13 protein-coding genes are annotated in these 16,138 nt (G+C 54.0%); 7 read left to right on the top strand and 6 right to left on the bottom strand.

The window, feature by feature from the left end; genetic code table 11:
• The 6 genes from HMPREF1144_RS08730 to speB are packed head-to-tail and all read right to left on the bottom strand — an operon-like array spanning nucleotide 1 to nucleotide 5,986.
• Nucleotides 1-729: a class II aldolase/adducin family protein gene (locus HMPREF1144_RS08730; protein ID WP_004853394.1), complete on the bottom strand. Its 729-nt coding sequence runs from the start codon at nucleotides 727-729 to the stop codon at nucleotides 1-3.
• Entirely contained in the window at nucleotides 730-2,250 is a 1,521-nt protein-coding gene (locus tag HMPREF1144_RS08725; RefSeq protein WP_004853393.1) for an amino acid ABC transporter permease/ATP-binding protein, read from the bottom strand.
• A gap of 24 nt (nucleotides 2,251-2,274) precedes the next feature.
• The gene (locus HMPREF1144_RS08720; protein WP_009652546.1) at nucleotides 2,275-3,078 is read right to left on the bottom strand and encodes an ABC transporter substrate-binding protein; all 804 of its coding nucleotides are present in this window, start codon (nucleotides 3,076-3,078) and stop codon (nucleotides 2,275-2,277) included.
• A 9-nt stretch (nucleotides 3,079-3,087) separates the two neighbouring features.
• Nucleotides 3,088-4,164 carry an isopenicillin N synthase family dioxygenase gene (locus HMPREF1144_RS08715; RefSeq protein WP_009652534.1) on the bottom strand — a complete coding sequence of 359 codons (1,077 nt, stop codon included), beginning with the start codon at nucleotides 4,162-4,164 and terminating at the stop codon, nucleotides 3,088-3,090.
• 12 nt (nucleotides 4,165-4,176) lie between these two features.
• Nucleotides 4,177-5,025 carry a sugar phosphate isomerase/epimerase family protein gene (locus HMPREF1144_RS08710; protein WP_009652556.1) on the bottom strand — a complete coding sequence of 283 codons (849 nt, stop codon included), beginning with the start codon at nucleotides 5,023-5,025 and terminating at the stop codon, nucleotides 4,177-4,179.
• Between the two features lie 10 nt (nucleotides 5,026-5,035).
• Nucleotides 5,036-5,986 carry an agmatinase gene (gene speB / locus HMPREF1144_RS08705; protein ID WP_009652521.1) on the bottom strand — a complete coding sequence of 317 codons (951 nt, stop codon included), beginning with the start codon at nucleotides 5,984-5,986 and terminating at the stop codon, nucleotides 5,036-5,038.
• Nucleotides 5,987-6,102: 116 nt separating this feature from the next.
• Here speB and HMPREF1144_RS08700 point away from each other — a divergent pair, with 116 nt between their 5' ends.
• The 7 genes from HMPREF1144_RS08700 (at nucleotide 6,103) to HMPREF1144_RS08670 (ending at nucleotide 16,101) form a co-directional block, all read left to right on the top strand.
• Entirely contained in the window at nucleotides 6,103-7,014 is a 912-nt protein-coding gene (locus HMPREF1144_RS08700; protein ID WP_009652526.1) for a LysR family transcriptional regulator, read from the top strand.
• A gap of 296 nt (nucleotides 7,015-7,310) precedes the next feature.
• Nucleotides 7,311-7,715, top strand: coding sequence for a hypothetical protein (locus HMPREF1144_RS08695; RefSeq protein WP_004853381.1), 405 nt, complete (start codon nucleotides 7,311-7,313; stop codon nucleotides 7,713-7,715).
• A complete protein-coding gene (locus HMPREF1144_RS08690; RefSeq protein WP_009652532.1) occupies nucleotides 7,712-9,625 on the top strand; it encodes an FKBP-type peptidyl-prolyl cis-trans isomerase N-terminal domain-containing protein in 1,914 nt (637 codons plus the stop codon). Before HMPREF1144_RS08695 ends, HMPREF1144_RS08690 begins: the two co-directional genes overlap by 4 nt.
• Before the next feature lie 284 nt (nucleotides 9,626-9,909).
• Nucleotides 9,910-10,818 (top strand): dihydrodipicolinate synthase family protein, encoded by a 909-nt coding sequence (locus tag HMPREF1144_RS08685; protein ID WP_009652538.1) that lies wholly within the window; start codon nucleotides 9,910-9,912, stop codon nucleotides 10,816-10,818.
• Nucleotides 10,819-10,833: 15 nt separating this feature from the next.
• Nucleotides 10,834-12,801 (top strand): YjhG/YagF family D-xylonate dehydratase, encoded by a 1,968-nt coding sequence (locus HMPREF1144_RS08680; protein ID WP_009652554.1) that lies wholly within the window; start codon nucleotides 10,834-10,836, stop codon nucleotides 12,799-12,801.
• A 288-nt stretch (nucleotides 12,802-13,089) separates the two neighbouring features.
• Nucleotides 13,090-14,469 (top strand): glycoside-pentoside-hexuronide (GPH):cation symporter, encoded by a 1,380-nt coding sequence (locus tag HMPREF1144_RS08675; RefSeq protein WP_009652523.1) that lies wholly within the window; start codon nucleotides 13,090-13,092, stop codon nucleotides 14,467-14,469.
• A 12-nt stretch (nucleotides 14,470-14,481) separates the two neighbouring features.
• Nucleotides 14,482-16,101 carry a glycoside hydrolase family 43 protein gene (locus HMPREF1144_RS08670; RefSeq protein WP_009652551.1) on the top strand — a complete coding sequence of 540 codons (1,620 nt, stop codon included), beginning with the start codon at nucleotides 14,482-14,484 and terminating at the stop codon, nucleotides 16,099-16,101.
• Nucleotides 16,102-16,138: the final 37 nt, after the last annotated feature.

Genomic DNA, 16,138 nt, shown 5'->3' with positions numbered 1-16,138 from the left:
TTAGCTCTTATAAGAAGTATCAAGACGGTCGAGGCGTCGCAGCCACGCCTGCCACACCAGCTGGCGTTCATGTTCAACCCCCATCAGCTGCTCACAGGCGTGCCGGCTCAGCGGTTCAGGTATCGTATGGATGGGGCCGAGCGGCGCCAGCTGCGCGGCGGCCATCTGGATCTCGCAGGCGCGGTTCAGGTAGTACATGATGTAAAACGCATCGGCGACGGTGCGCCCGACCGACAGCAGCCCGTGGCTTTGCAGGATCAGGGCAATGTTCTCGCCGAGCGAGCGCTGGATCCGCACGCGTTCATCGAGATCGAACGCCACGCCTTCATAAGGATGGTAGCCGACGCGTTGATAAAATTCGGTGCTGATTTGGTTAAGCTGTAGCAGCCCGTCTGCGCAGGCGGCAACCGCCATCCCCGGCAGCGTGTGGGTGTGGATCACGCAGTGGGCGTCTTCCCGGGCCATATGGACCGCGCTATGAATGGTAAATCCCGCCGAGTTTGCCGGGGCGCTGCCCTCGACGACCTTACCCTGCATATCGACCACGATTAAGTTGCTGGCGGTGACTTCGTCAAACATCATGCCAAAGGGGTTAATCAAAAACCGCGGCTCGCCGTCGCCGGGCAGGCGCACGGAGAAGTGGGTATACAGCGTGTCTTCCCAGCCGAAGAGCGCCGCCAGACGATAGGCGGCGGCCAGCTGCTGGCGTAGTTCCCGTTCAGTTGCCATTTATTGCACTCCCATAAATTCACGAATGCGGGTGAGGGACGGATCGGCGGCATCGCTGCGAATGCGCTGCGGCGGCATATCGCTCTGCACGACGCCGTTTTCCATCATCACCACCCGGTCAGAAATTGATAAGGCGAAGTCCATCTCGTGGGTCACGATAATCATCGTCATGCCTTCGCGGGCGAGGGACTGAATGACCTTCAGCACTTCGCCAACCAGTTCAGGGTCCAGCGCCGACGTGGGTTCATCAAACAGCATGATGTCCGGTTTCAGCGCCAGGGCGCGGGCGATGGCCACGCGCTGCTGCTGGCCACCGGAGAGCTGGTACGGGTACTTTTCGGCGTGCGCCAGCAGACCGACGCGATCCAGCAGCCACAGCGCCTGCTCTCTGGCGGCGGCGCGGTCGAGCAGCTTGTGATAGAGCGGGGCGAGCATCACGTTATCCAGCACCGTGCGGTGGGGAAACAGATTGAAGCCCTGGAACACCATGCCGATGCGGCGTACGCCCGCGCGCATTTGCTGTTTATCAACAACGGAGGCGCCCTTCAGGTAATCCTCGCCGTAAAGAATGATCTCGCCGCCGTCGATGCTTTCAAGGGCGTTAATGGTGCGGATCAGGGTGGTCTTGCCGGAGCCGGACGGGCCGATGATGCTGATTACCTCGCCGTTTTCCACTTTCAGGTCGATGCCTTTCAGTACGTGGTGCTGGCCCCAGGATTTTTCGATGGCGTGCAGATCCAGCGCCGGCGGGTTGCCGCTGGCGGCCTGCGCTTTTTGCGTCTGTACCGGCGGCTTCAGGTTCTGGCGCAGGGTTTCGCATTCATGCTCGTTGAGCGTTTGCGGGCGCTTACGCTGAATATCCAGCAGGTTTTCCAGCGCCCGGAACAGCCAGCTAAACACCGTGACGACCATAACGTAGTAAATGGCGACCGCCAGCAGCGTCTCCATGACGAGAAAATTCTGCGCGTACAGGCGCTGGCCGGTCAGCAGCAGCTCCGGCAGCGAAATAACCGACAGAATCGAGCTGAGCTTGATGATGGTGATGTATTCGTTAATCAGCGTGGGCAGGGAAATACGAAACGCCTGCGGGATAATAATTAAGCGCTGAATCCCGATAAAGCTAAAGCTTAAGGCATGCCCGGCTTCGCTTTGTCCCCTGGCGACCGAAAGCAGGCCGCCGCGATGGATTTCCGCCATGTAGGCCGCTTCGGTCACCGTCATCGAGACCAGCCCGGCAATAAACGGAACGCCGAGCAGCGGTTGGGTGGCCGGAAACAGCTGCGGCAGGTTATAGACAAAGACCAGCAGGACCATCAGCGGTACGCTGCGGAAAAACCAAATATAGAGTTCGACGGGAACCTTCAGCCAGCGCGGGCCAGAGAGCTTAGCGCAGGCTAAAAGAAAACCTAATATCAGGCCAATAAACCAGGACAATGAACTGACGACAACCACGGTGACACACGCCTGCCAGAATGCCCCAACGCTAAATAATGAAAAAAAGTATCCCCAATCGAACTCCATACCGACTCCCGTTTAATTATTGTATTAATTGATGCTTTCTAAGTTGTATTTCTTGATGATGGCGTCATATTTGCCGTTGGCTTTAAGGGTGGCTAACGTTGATTTAATGGCCTCGGCCAGCTCGGTGTTGCCTTTGGCGACGTAAATTCCCAGCGGCAGCGGATAGACCAGGCGGTTTGAGCTAATGGCCAGGCGGCCGCGGCTTTTCTCGACGATAATTTGCGCCGCCGGGGCGATTTCTAACTGGGCGTTGATGTTTTTCGACAGCAGAGCCTGGGAGGCTTCCGGCGCGGTCGGGAATTCCTGAATACTAATGGCCGGTTTGCCGTTTTTCAGGCAGTACTCGTCGGAGTGCGTTTTCAGGCTGGAAACCCAGGCGGTACCCGCCTGCAGACCTACCTTCACGCCGCACAGTTCGTCTTCCGTTTTTGGCTGAATGGCGCTGCTTTTCAGCGCAATAATGGACGCGCCTGACAGGGCGTAAGGGATGGCATCCGCCTGCTTCTGGCGCTCGGGCGTCACGTACATCCCGGAGATCACCGCATCGTATTTTTTACCGATACCTAAGATCAGGCTGGTGAATTTCGTGTCGATAAGCTGCGGTTTGGCCTTCAGCTGTTCGGCGATCAGCGCCGCGAACTCCGGGTCGATGCCGACAATATTGTTATTGCTGTCATAGGATTCAAAAGGCGGATAGGTCACCTCCATCCCGACTTTAAAGACGCCCTCGGTCAGCAGCTCAGCGGCCTGAGCCAGCGGGGAAAAACAAGCGGTGACGGCGATGGATAAAGCCACACGGCGCGAGAGTTTTTTTAGCGTTTTGTTCATCATTTATCCTCACGGGTTATTTACGGTTTTTTGCTGTGCTTGTTTTTTCAGATGGCCAAAGGTGTTAGTGCCGCGGGCGCGTTCGGGGAGCTGGAGCTCGCCTCGGGTGACTTTCTCGCGCAGGTAGCGATAGGTCTGTAACGCCTGGCTCCACATATGCTCGCCAATGCTCAGTTCTTGATACTCGCTGGCTTCGCCTGCCTCAAGGAAGCCCGGCAGCGGACGAATCAGCGTGTGGTAGTCGCAGGCGAAAAACAGCGGGAAGGAGTAGCGTTCCTGCGGCACCTTGCGTACGCGGTGTGCGGTTGCAACAAATGTGCCAGCGCTCAGGACTTCCAGCATGTCGCCGATATTAATCACGAAAGCCTCTTCTCCGGTCGCGTTCTTCAGCGGCGGGGCGTCGATCCAGTCGCTATCTTCATTTAGCACTTCAAGACCCGGCTGGTCGGCGAGCAGCAGGGTGAAGCATTCATAGTCGGTGTGTGCACCAATACCGGGAACATCTTCGGCGCTGGCGTCAAAGGGGTAGTGGATCAGCCGCAGCTTTGACGGTGGGCAGGTAACCATCGACCTGAAATAGCCCTCCGGCAGGCCAAGGGCGAGAGCGAAGGCGTCAAACAGGCGATGCCCAAGGGCGAAGACCGCGTCATAGTAGGCCAGCACGCGGGATTGAAATTCCGGCACGTCCGGCCACTCGTTGGCGCCAATCAGCGGCGTTTTCGCCACGACGAACGGGTGGTCGTCGGCGGCCTGAAAGCCGATATCAAACGCCTCTTTGTGATCCGGCTTGCCGGAGCCGTAAATCTCTTCCCCTTCGGGAACGTAGCCCTTATGGCTTTTCGACTGTCCGATGTAGTACGCCATCTTGCGCTCCATCGGCAGGGCGAAAATCTCTTTGGCCGCCGCGCGGATCCCGGCAATCAGTTCGGGCGCAATGCCGTGGCCGGTAACGTAGAAAAAGCCGACTTCGCGGGCCGCCTGGCCGATGGCGTCGGCCACCGCCTGGCGTCGGACGAGATCGTCGCAGGCCAGGTCGCTGATATCGATGGTCGGTAATTCAGTAAACGAACTTTTTGCAGCGGTCATTTCTTCCGTTCCTTATTCAGTTTGCGAAGTGAATTCAACAAAATGCTGCTGTTCACGCTGGGCCATCCAGGCGTTCAGCGACCACAGGTCGGCGACCGGAACGTTGGTAAACGGCAGGTGATGCAGGTAGCCATCGGGGCCAAATTCCGGCGTAAGCGTGGTGTGCTGGTAGCCGCGCCGGCGCTGCGATTGCCAGATCTGTTCCCAGACGCGCTGTTGAAACCGCAGGGCCGACTGATATTCCGGCGCGGCGGGATGCGGCACCTGCGGCCCCTGGTCGTACCCGGCGCGGGCCTGAATATGGTGGACCCGTTCGATAAAGGCGCTGAAGTCATCGCAGGGGTCATCCAGCAGGCGTTCGCTTACCACGATCCAGTGGCTGATATCGGCGGTAAAGCGCAGCTGCGGCAGCTGTTGAATTATCTCCAGCGTCAGCCACGGGCTATACAGCGACGTGGCGCGATGGGTTTCAAAGCTGCAGAACAGCTCATATTCGGCGGCGAGCTCATGCGCTCTGCCGAGAAAATCCACCTGCTGCGCCAGCGGCCAGCGGTCGTTACCGGCCAGCAGATTGACGAAGCGCGGATTAAGCGCTTTTGCCGCCGCAAAACGTTCTTTTAAGCGCTCCAGATGCTGTGCGGGCGTCTCGGCCTGGGCCGGAATAACGCCGCCGCCGCTGAACACAATGGCGATATACTCAAGCGCGGACGCTTCGATGCGTTGGGCCAGCGTCCGCTGCTCTTCTGGCGTTAGCGGAACACGTGCTTCAATACCGCAGCAGCCGACGCTCCGGAGTTCGCTGACCGTTTGCTGCCACGGGGTGGTGACGCCCCACAGCGTGCGAAAGACGTTAAGCTGCATGGTTTTTCCTCTATGGATATTTCACGCCAGGGAGAACGCAGAGCATTTCATACAGCAGGTTGGCGGCCAGCTGGGACGTGTTGCCGCTGACGTCATAGGGGGGCGAGACCTCGACCAGGTCGCAGCCAATCAGGTTCAGGCCGCGGCAGCCGCGCACGATTTCCAGCGCCTGAATCGACGTCAGTCCGCCCACTTCCGGGGTTCCGGTGCCGGGGGCCCAGATCGGGTCGAGGCTATCGATATCAAAGCTGAGATAAACCGGGCCAGCTCCCATTTGCTGGCGCACTTCGGCCATTAGCGGGGTCAAAGATTTGTGCCAGCACTGCTCGGCCTGGACCAGACGAAAGCCGCGATCGACGCCCCACTGGAAGTCACCGGCGGCGTAGCCCTGCGCGCGCTGGCCAATCTGGACGACGCGTTTAAGATCCAGCAGCCCCTCTTCGACGGCGCGGCGGAAGGTGGTGCCGTGGGCAATCTTTTCGCCGAACATCTCATCGTTGGTATCGGTGTGGGCATCGACGTGAATCAGCCCAACCGGACCGTGCTTTTTGGTCAGCGCTCGCAGGATCGGCAGGGTAATGGTGTGATCGCCTCCCAGCGTCAGGGGGATAAGCGGAAAACTATTTAAACCGGTGTAGTAATCCTCGATAATCTGCACCGATTTGAGCAGGTTGTAGGTATTGATCGGTACATCACCGATATCTGCCACCGACAATGAATCAAAAGGCGCGGCGCCGGTGGCCATGTTATACGGGCGAATCATTACCGATTCGGTACGAATATAGCGCGGTCCGTAACGCGTTCCGGAACGCTGTGAGGTTCCGATATCCAGCGGGATGCCGATAAACGCTGCATCAAGTCCCTGTAAATCTTCGATAAATGGCAGGCGCATCATCGTGGCGCGGCCACCAAAACGCGGCATCTCGTTGCCACCCTGCGGTTGATGAAAGACGTTATCCATTTCAGCTCCTGAATCTGACAAACAAAACTCAACAGCAGGGATAGTGCGAAAGATGTGCTGGACTTTAAATCGTCTGCCGCAAATACTTAGTTCATTTATTAGTGAACTAAGACGCCATGCTTAACGACGCGACGCTTAACATTCGACAACTCCAGGTTTTTGAGGCGGTGGCCCGTCTTGAGAGCTATGGCCGGGCCCAGCAGGAGCTGGGGATTTCCGTTTCCGCGATCAGCAATGCGATGTCGCAGCTGGAAGGCCAGCTTGGCTTTAGCCTGTGTCAGCGCGGGCGCGGCGGCTTTGCATTGACCGAAAAAGGGCAGCATTTTTTACAGCAGGCGATCCGCGTGCTGAGCGAACTGAATGAACTGGAGCGCCAGTCGGCGCTGCTGAAAGGCGAGCATAGCGGCACGATTTGTATCTCAACGCTTGATTCCATCGAGACGGAAACCGCGCTGTCGCTGCCGGTGGTGCTGCGCAGCTTTAGCGATAAGTTTCCTAATGTGCATATCAAGCTGATTATTCGTACTCCGGCGGAACAGCTTAACGGCGTATTGAATAACCATATCGATCTCGCCATCGGCAGCTACAACTCGCGGGTGCATAATATCATCAGCGAACCGCTTTACCGCGAGCAGCACTGGCTCTACTGTAGCGACCTGCATCCCATGTTCTTCAGTCGACAGCTCGATAAAGAGCTGATCAGCCAGTGTCCGCTGGTGACGCGCAGCTACTGGAATACCAGCGATCTGCGGCGGCGCGGGTTCAGCAAGGGCAGCGCGACCGTTGAAACCGTCGATGCGCAGCTGCTGCTCATCCTCTCCGGGAAATATATCGGCTACCTTCCCGAGCACTACGCCTGGCCGTGGATTAAGGAGAATCGCCTGCGCGTACTGCTGCCCAATGAGTTTGGCTTTCAATCTCCCTTCTCGGCGATATGCAAGCGCGGGCGCAGCAACGAACCCTTTCTGAAGGAGTTTCGCAATCTACTCAAGAAGAATACGGTGGCCAGACCGAAGTGGAGTGAATGAGATTCGCATTGAATGAGTAACAGTTTATGCCTGATTTGAGTAGTAAAAAGACCGCTCAATATCAGGCATATAAAAGATAATGTGCCATTAATCATATGGGGTTAAGAAAAAGCTTAGATAAAAATATCGTCCTGCACCTGGATAATTCCCATTCTCAGCCTGGTTAAAAAATGACCTTTTTGTGTGTTTTTTCTGAATTAATGTTAAATCCAACGCCTGACGTTGTTTGTTAAAATTTTTTCTGCTGCAATCGACAAATATATTTTTGACGTATTTTTTTTCTAATGGATGGGAAGATGATAAGAAATAGCTTACTGGCATTAATGTGCATTTCTGTAGGTTTATTACAGGGATGTACTAATGGTAAAAAACCGCAGAGCGTACTCATAAAAAAAGATGTCATTCAAAATGAACAGCCCGCGCAGGTTCCTGCTTTACAGCAGTGTATTCAGGATGCCGACGCTTTAGTTAAGCTCGATAAAAAGTTTCAGCAGGACTCAAACGAGCTGTATGGTTTAATCAATGACGCTAAGTTTTATGCTTCTGTTTCAGACCAAACGTCCGCCAGCGTAAAATCAACGATTACACCGCTTTTTGAATACAAGATAAACGATAAGTGTAATAGCATTTCGCAGAAATTAATTAAAGAGTTTGAAAGCCGGGCAAGAAAAGCTGAACTCAAGGATGGGCTGGCCAGATGATGGACGATAAGGGGAAACTGAATATATGCAATCTACGAGGTCCTGCGATTGTATTTGCTCTTTTTACCCTTACTATTGTGTTTCCTGCTCGTGCTGAGCCGGGAGACTTCCTTGATAATATATCGAAACTCGAAATAAACAATCCGCCGGCCTCAGGTGCCGCCAGCGGAGAGTCGGTCTCGTCTAAGCAAAATAACGATAGCCCTGATAAAAAAACGCCGCAGAAGCAGGACGTCGTCAGAAAAAAAAGTTATCAGAATAAAACAGAGAGTACGATTAACGCTCTGCGGAAACAAAATGCGGATCTGAGCGCTGCCGCTAAAGCGGCGGAGAAAAAGCTTGCTGAAACGACGCGCGAACTGTCGGCGCAGATCGCCGCGCTGAAGGCTCAGAGTGAACAGCATGTACAGAAAGAGAGCGGCGAAACTGCCGCCGTGAGCGCGCTGAGCAAAAAGAACGCCGAGCTGGCCGCCGCTGCTGAAGCGGCGCAGAAAAAACTGGATGAGACCACCCGCTCGCTGACGGCGCAGATCGCCGCATTGACGGCACAGCGTGCACAGAATGAAAGCGGACAGACCACCGCGCTTGATGCGCTGAGCAAAAAGAACGCCGAACTGGCCGCCGCCGCCGAAGCGGCGCAGAAAAAACTGGATGAGACCACCCGCACGCTATCGGTGCAAATTGCCGCGCTGAAAACGCAGAAGGAGCAGAGTGAGAACCTGCAGAAATCGACGATCGATACGCTGACGGGAAAGAATCTGGAACTGCGCGCCGCTGCCGAATCTGCACAGAAAAAGCAGGATGAGACTACCCGCGCGCTGTCGGCGCAGATTGCTGCGCTGAACAAGCAGCGCGCGGAGAGAGAAGGCCAGCAGAAAACCGAGCTTGATGCGCTGACCAAAAAGAACGCCGAGCTGGCCGCCGCCGCCAAAGCGGCGCTGAAAAAGCAGGATGAGACCACCCGCGCGCTGTCGGCGCAGATTGCCGCGCTGAACAAGCAGCGTGCGGAAAGAGAAGGCCAGCAGAAAACCGCGCTTGATGCGCTGACCAAAAAGAACGCCGAGCTGGCCGCCGCCGCCGAAACGGCGCAGAAAAAGCAGGATGAGACCACTCGCACGCTGTCGGCGCAGATCGCCATGCTGAACAAGCAGCACGCGGAGAGGGACGAGCAGCAGAAAACCGCGCTTGATGCGCTGACCAAAAAGAACGCCGAGCTGAACGCCGCCGCAGCAACCGCGCAGAAAGAATATGATGTTTCAGTCGCTGCTTTAAACGATAAAAATAAAAAATTACAGTCTACGCTCGATAGCCTGGCCATCAAGCAAAGTGATTTAAGCCTTGCGGATAAAAGTCATAAAAATGCCTATGCGCTCGGCGTTTTCTACCTTACCCAGGCGCTATCCGATGTGAATAAAATGGCCGACAATGATGTTAAGCTGGCACCTTCAGCGTTGGTTTCCGGGTTTAACGATGCCTATAATAAAAAACTTAGAATGAAAGAAAACGAAATTGAAAGCATCGTCAACATGCTTAACGAAAAACTATCGTCTAAGTACGTTGATATTGAAAAAAGAATCATGGCTAAAATCAAAAACAAGAAATATGAGGTTTTGCCTAATGGCGTCTATTTTGTGATTGATAAAAAAGGGAAGGCTCCGTACAAGCAGAATGAGACTTTATCCTTGAATATTCTGGAGAAAAAGCTTGATGGTACGCCGATACTTAATACGATGAATTCAACGATGGTGTACGATAAACAAACCGATCCTCTGATGGCGAAGGTATTATCATCGGGTTTTAAAGGCGGAACGGTTACGCTCTATGGTCAGGCCGGTTCGCTCTATAGCAGCACCCCCGATGAGATTAATCCGGACACGCTGATCTCAATTACCTTCGAATTACTTCCATAGCCGAACCAAACGGGCGCTGCGTAAGAAAGCCGCGAGCCCTATCTGAGCTATACCTCCATACAATAGCGGTACTTTGGTCAATACCTTAGCGTTCAGCTGGCGCGGGTGGCAAAGACAATACAAACCACTCGATGGTTTTCACTCTTTCTGTGATCCAGATAATAAAAACCAGACTCTTGCGCGTAACCACGTTTACCTTTCCCTTCAAGGCGTCATAGTATAAACGTTAAATTAATGAACGCTGTTCTATAATGTAGAACAATCATAAGCTAAGGGGAAAGGATATGCAGCATAGTGCCCATTTCGCGGGGATTATCCCTCCTGTCTCAACTATTTTTACGCCTGAAGGCGATTTCGATCGACAAGGCACCGGGGCGCTAATTGACAACCTGATCGTGGCGGGCGTTGATGGACTGTTTTTTCTCGGCAGCGGCGGGGAGTTTTCTCAGCTCAACGTAGAGGAACGAAAAAACATTGCCGCTTTCGCCATCGCGCATGTGAATGGGCGTGTTCCGGTGCTGATTGGTACCGGCGGAACGAATGCTCGCGAGACGATCGCACTCAGCCAGCATGCGCAGCAAAACGGTGCGGATGGGATTGTCGTTATCAATCCCTACTACTGGAAAGTCTCTGAGGCGAACCTAATCCACTATTTTCAGCAGGTGGCTGATAGCGTCACGTTACCGGTGATTTTGTATAACTTCCCGGCCCTGACCGGCCAGGATCTGACGCCGCCGTTGGTGAAAAAACTGGCGGATTCACGTGCGAATATCGTCGGTATCAAAGACACCATCGACTCTATCGCCCATTTGCGCAGTATGATTAGCCTCGTGAAGGCAGAGCATCCGCGCTTCTCCATACTTAGCGGATATGATGACCATCTCTTCAATACCCTGCTGTTGGGCGGCGATGGCGCTATTTCTGCGAGCGGCAACTTTGCGCCTCAGCTTTCAGTTGGTTTATTGCAGGCTTTTCGCGACGGGGATCTGGCGCAGGCGTCAAAACTGAACCAGACCTTACTGCAAATTCCGCAGATATATCAGCTTGATACACCATTTGTGAATGTTATCAAAGAGGCTATGGCGCTTTGCGGTCAGCCGATTTCAACCTATGTTCTCCCACCCGCTGCACCGCTTAATACAGAGAAAAAAGCGCAGTTAGCCACCCTGCTTCAACGACTTCAACTCTGCTAGCACGCAAGGATAACTATGGCTATTGATAACATCTTCACGCCGCAAAATGAGCGTTTTTACGCCGTTACCACCCATGCTGCCGGCCCTCAGGGGGCGCTGCCTTTAACGCCGCAAATGCTGATGGAGTCGCCAAGCGGCAATCTGTTCGGTATGACGCAGAACGCGGGTATGGGTTGGGATGCGAACAAACTGACGGGTAAAGAAGTCTTGATTATCGGGACTCAAGGCGGGATCCGCGCCGGGGACGGGCGGCCAGTCGCGCTGGGGTACCATACCGGGCACTGGGAGATTGGTCTGCAAATGCAGGCGGCGGCGAAGGAAATTACGCGCAATGACGGTATCCCATTTGCGGCTTATGTCAGCGATCCATGCGACGGTCGTTCACAGGGGACGCACGGTATGTTTGACTCTTTACCCTATCGTAATGATGCGGCTATGGTTTTTCGCCGCCTGATTCGCTCTTTACCGACGCGTCGTGCGGTCATTGGCGTGGCCACCTGCGATAAGGGGTTACCCGCGACCATGATCGCTCTGGCGTCAATGCATGACCTGCCGACGATTCTGGTACCCGGAGGCGCAACTCTGCCGCCGACCGTTGGCGAAGATGCCGGGAAAGTACAGACTATAGGCGCGCGTTACGCGAATCATGAATTGTCGTTGCAGGAAGCATCTGAACTGGGCTGCCGCGCCTGCGCTTCGCCGGGAGGTGGGTGCCAGTTTCTGGGAACTGCCGGAACGTCGCAGGTGGTGGCGGAAGCGCTGGGGCTGGCTCTGCCGCATTCGGCCCTGGCGCCATCCGGGCAAGATGTCTGGCTGGAGATCGCCCGTCAGGCGGCGAGAGCCGTGATCGATCTTGATCATCGGGGGATTACCACCCGAGACATTTTGACCGATAAAGCGATTGAAAATGCGATGGTTATTCATGCTGCGTTTGGCGGCTCAACGAACCTGTTGCTGCATATACCGGCGATCGCCTATGCGGCAGGATGCACGATTCCTGATGTTGAACACTGGACGCGCATTAACCGCAAGGTGCCGCGTCTGGTAAGCGTACTGCCAAATGGTCCCGATTATCACCCGACGGTACGCGCTTTCCTTGCCGGCGGCGTACCTGAGGTGATGCTGCATTTACGCCAACTTGGTCTGTTGCATGAAGACGCTATGACGGTGACGGGCCAGACGGTTGGGGAAAACCTGGACTGGTGGCAATCTTCGGAACGGCGAGAGAAGTTCCGTCAGTGTTTGCGGGATCGGGATGGGGTAGATCCGGATGATGTTATTCTTCCTCCTGATCTGGCGAAGTCCCGTGGATTAACATCAACGGTGTGTTTCCCGGTCGGAAATATTGCTCCTGAAGGCTCGGTAATTAAGGCAACGGCTATTGACGCGTCGGTTGTAGATAGCGATGGCATTTATCGCCATACGGGGAGAGCGCGGGTATTTGTCTCAGAAGCGCGGGCCATCGGCGCCATCAAGAAGGGGGAGATTGAGCAGGGCGATATTATGGTGGTGATTGGCGGAGGTCCTTCGGGCACCGGCATGGAAGAAACCTATCAATTGACCTCGGCGTTAAAGCATATTTCCTGGGGAAAAACAGTTTCGTTAATTACTGATGCACGCTTTTCCGGCGTCTCAACCGGAGCTTGTTTTGGCCATGTTGCACCGGAAGCGCTAGCTGGAGGGCCTATTGGTAAATTACGTGATAACGATATTATTGAAATTATCGTCGATCGTAATAAATTAACCGGAAGCGTTAATTTTATAGGCACGACCGAACGGCCGCTGACGCCCGAGGAGGGGGCGTATGAACTGGCGATGCGCTCCGTGCATCCTGAACTGCGTGCCCATGCGTTTTTACCTGATGATACCCGCCTGTGGGCGGCGTTACAGTCTGTTAGCGGTGGAACCTGGCGAGGTTGTATTTACGATACCGATAAAATTATCGACGTCATTAACGCCGGTAAAAAAGCGCTCGGACTGTAGCTGAATCATAATTATCCGTCTGCGGGATTTATTTCGCGGACGGATTTTTCTTGCCCGTTATTTATTATTCTTTTCACTTATTCCTATAAAGATGCTCATCACAAAAGCAAAATATCATAATTCATAAATAAGATATGACCATTGCCTCGAAAATATACTAATCAGTAATATCTATATATATCAATTGTTATATTGGCACACGATATAAGGGTGTATTCCTGATGCGCTAGCGCTCATCCAGGTCCCTCGTTTGCTTTGTATCATCTACTGGCGTTGGGGGATTCAAAAATGCAATTAACGATGAAGGATAAAATCGGCTACGGGTTGGGTGATACCGCCTGTGGCTTTGTCTGGCAGGCGACGATGTTCCTGCTGGCCTATTTCTATACCGACGTATTTGGTTTGTCAGCAGGTATTATGGGAACGCTGTTTCTGGTCTCCCGGGTGCTTGATGCAGTAACCGACCCGCTAATGGGTCTGCTGGTGGATCGTACCCGCACCCGCTATGGTCAGTTCCGCCCGTTCCTGCTCTGGGGAGCTATCCCGTTCGGTATTGTCTGTATGTTAACGTTCTATACGCCTGATTTTTCAGCAAATGGCAAAATTATATACGCCTGCGTAACCTACATCCTGCTCACTCTGGTCTATACCTTCGTTAACGTACCTTACTGCGCAATGCCTGGGGTGATTACCGCCGATCCGAAAGAGCGCCATGCTCTACAACCCTGGCGTTTTTTCCTCGCCGCGGCGGGATCGCTGGCGATAAGCGGTATTGCTTTACCGTTAGTGGGCATTATTGGCCAGGGGAATGAGCAGACAGGCTATTTTGGCGCCATGTGTGTACTGGGCCTGAGCGGAGTGGTGCTGTTGTTTGTGTGTTTCTGCACCACAAAGGAGCGCTATACCTTTGCGGTCCAGCCGGGAGCTTCGGTGGCGAAGGACCTGAAGCTGCTGTTGGGTAACGGGCAGTGGCGAATCATGTGCGTATTTAAAATGATGGCAACCTGCTCAAATGTGGTACGCGGCGGAGCAACGCTGTACTTCGTTAAGTACGTGATGGATCACCCGGAGCTGGCGACGCAGTTTTTACTCTACGGTAGCCTTGCCACCATGTTTGGCTCGCTATGCTCTTCACGTCTTTTAGGCCGCTTCGATCGTGTTAAGTCGTTCAAATGGATCATCGTGGCTTATTCGCTGATCAGCCTGCTGATTTTTGTGACACCAGCCCAGCATATTGCACTTATTTTTGCTCTCAACATTCTGTTCTTATTCGTGTTTAACACCACCACACCGCTGCAATGGCTGATGGCTTCTGATGTTGTCGATTATGAAGAGAGCCGCAGCGGGCGTCGTCTGGACGGACTGGTGTTCTCAACCTATCTCTTCAGCCTGAAAATTGGTCTGGCTATCGGCGGAGCGGTCGTTGGCTGGATCCTGGCGTTCGTTAACTATTCCGCCAGTAACAGCGTGCAGCCGGATGAGGTACTGAGCACGATAAAAATTCTTTTCTGCGTTGTGCCTGTGGTTCTCTACGTTGGCATGTTCATCATGTTGTCGCTCTACAAGCTGTCCGATGCGCGAGTGGAGGCGATAAGCCAGCAGCTTACTAAAAGGCGGGCCACGCAGAGTGAGGAACTCCCTGCCGCCGCCACAGCTATATCCCATTAACAGGAGGTTACCATGTACACTATCACCAACCCGATTCTGACAGGTTTCAATCCGGACCCTTCGATCTGCCGCCAGGGTGAGGATTATTACATCGCCACCTCAACGTTTGAGTGGTTTCCGGGCGTACGTATCTACCACTCGCGCGATTTAAAAAACTGGACGCTGGTGAGCACTCCGCTCAATCGCGTATCGATGCTGGATATGAAAGGAAATCCAGATTCGGGCGGTATTTGGGCGCCCTGTCTGAGCTATAGCGACGGAATGTTCTGGCTGCTGTATACCGATGTGAAAATCGTTGATTCACCGTGGAAGAATGGCCGAAACTATCTGGTTACGGCACCTTCGATTGAGGGGCCGTGGAGCGAACCTATCTCGATGGGTAACGGCGGCTTTGATCCTTCACTTTTTCACGACCGCGATGGGCGTAAATACTATATCTATCGGCCATGGGGGCCGCGTCATCACAGTAATCCGCACAATACTATTGTGCTGCAAGAGTATTTTCCGGCGACCGGGGAGCTCGCAAAACAGCGCAAAACGTTGTTTACCGGCACCGCGCTGGGTTATACCGAAGGCGCTCACCTCTACTATAAAGACGGTTGGTACTATTTGATGGTGGCGGAAGGGGGCACCAGCTACGAACATGCGGTGGTTATCCTGCGGTCCAGGCAGATTGACGGCCCATATGAACTTCACCCAGAAGTGACGATGATGACCAGCTGGCATACACCGGAAAACCCGCTGCAAAAAAGCGGTCATGGTTCGATGCTGGAAACGCATACCGGCGAATGGTATATGGCCTGGCTGACCAGCCGCCCTTTGCGCTTACCCGGCGTGCCGCTTCTTGCTTCTGGCGGACGTGGATATTGCCCGCTGGGACGCGAAACGGGTATCGCTCGCGTCGGCTGGCATGACGGCTGGCCGTATGTCGAAGGCGGTAAACACGCGCCATTAACGGTTCCCGGGCCGAAAATGACGGAATGTGCGGCCGTGAACAATGGCGACTGGCGCGATGACTTTACGCATGGTGCGCTGGATCCTGAGTGGCAAACCTTACGTATTCCCTTTGACGAGACGTTAGGCTCTCTGAGCGCGCGTCCCGGTTTTTTACGTCTTTATGGGCATGACTCTTTGAATTCAACTTTTACGCAGGCTACGGTTGCTCGCCGCTGGCAGCACTTCACATTCCGCGCCGAAACGCGGATGCAGTTTTCGCCCGTTCACTTTCAGCAGAGCGCAGGGCTGACGTGCTACTACAACAGTAAAAACTGGAGCTATTGCTTTGTGGATTTTGAAGAGGGGAGAGGCAGAACGCTGAAGGTTTTACAGCTCGACCATAATGTTCCTTCTTGGCCGCTGCATGACGATCCCATTGTAGTACCGGAACACGTAGAAAGTATCTGGTTACGGGTCGATGTGGACAAGCTGGTATATCGCTATGCCTATTCTTTTGATGGCAAGCAGTGGCATACGGTACCGGTAACGTATGAGGCGTGGAAACTTTCGGATGATTATGTCGGCGGACGTGGTTTCTTTACCGGCGCCTTTGTGGGCCTGCATTGCGAAGATATCAGCGGTGATGGTTGCTACGCTGATTTCGACTATTTTACCTACCAGCCGACGGTAAAGTAGGCATTTAGCCCGGGTAACCCAGCGCGCGCGAAAGCTG

Origin of the sequence: Klebsiella sp. OBRC7 (assembly GCF_000293135.1) — a bacterium.
Lineage (GTDB): Bacteria > Pseudomonadota > Gammaproteobacteria > Enterobacterales > Enterobacteriaceae > Klebsiella > Klebsiella michiganensis.
This window is presented reverse-complemented; position numbering and strand designations above follow the sequence as displayed.

Bases quoted from the DNA above. Each gene is read 5' to 3' on its own strand.
- HMPREF1144_RS08685 (WP_009652538.1), top strand. From the start codon at position 9,910: ATGCAGCATAGTGCCCATTTCGCGGGGATTATCCCTCCTGTCTCAACT.
- HMPREF1144_RS08710 (WP_009652556.1), bottom strand. From the start codon at position 5,025: ATGCAGCTTAACGTCTTTCGCACGCTGTGGGGCGTCACCACCCCGTGG.
- HMPREF1144_RS08715 (WP_009652534.1), bottom strand. From the start codon at position 4,164: ATGACCGCTGCAAAAAGTTCGTTTACTGAATTACCGACCATCGATATC.
- speB (WP_009652521.1), bottom strand. From the start codon at position 5,986: ATGGATAACGTCTTTCATCAACCGCAGGGTGGCAACGAGATGCCGCGT.
- HMPREF1144_RS08720 (WP_009652546.1), bottom strand. From the start codon at position 3,078: ATGAACAAAACGCTAAAAAAACTCTCGCGCCGTGTGGCTTTATCCATC.
- HMPREF1144_RS08730 (WP_004853394.1), bottom strand. From the start codon at position 729: ATGGCAACTGAACGGGAACTACGCCAGCAGCTGGCCGCCGCCTATCGT.
- HMPREF1144_RS08700 (WP_009652526.1), top strand. From the start codon at position 6,103: ATGCTTAACGACGCGACGCTTAACATTCGACAACTCCAGGTTTTTGAG.
- HMPREF1144_RS08725 (WP_004853393.1), bottom strand. From the start codon at position 2,250: ATGGAGTTCGATTGGGGATACTTTTTTTCATTATTTAGCGTTGGGGCA.
- HMPREF1144_RS08675 (WP_009652523.1), top strand. From the start codon at position 13,090: ATGCAATTAACGATGAAGGATAAAATCGGCTACGGGTTGGGTGATACC.
- HMPREF1144_RS08695 (WP_004853381.1), top strand. From the start codon at position 7,311: ATGATAAGAAATAGCTTACTGGCATTAATGTGCATTTCTGTAGGTTTA.
- HMPREF1144_RS08690 (WP_009652532.1), top strand. From the start codon at position 7,712: ATGATGGACGATAAGGGGAAACTGAATATATGCAATCTACGAGGTCCT.
- HMPREF1144_RS08670 (WP_009652551.1), top strand. From the start codon at position 14,482: ATGTACACTATCACCAACCCGATTCTGACAGGTTTCAATCCGGACCCT.
- HMPREF1144_RS08680 (WP_009652554.1), top strand. From the start codon at position 10,834: ATGGCTATTGATAACATCTTCACGCCGCAAAATGAGCGTTTTTACGCC.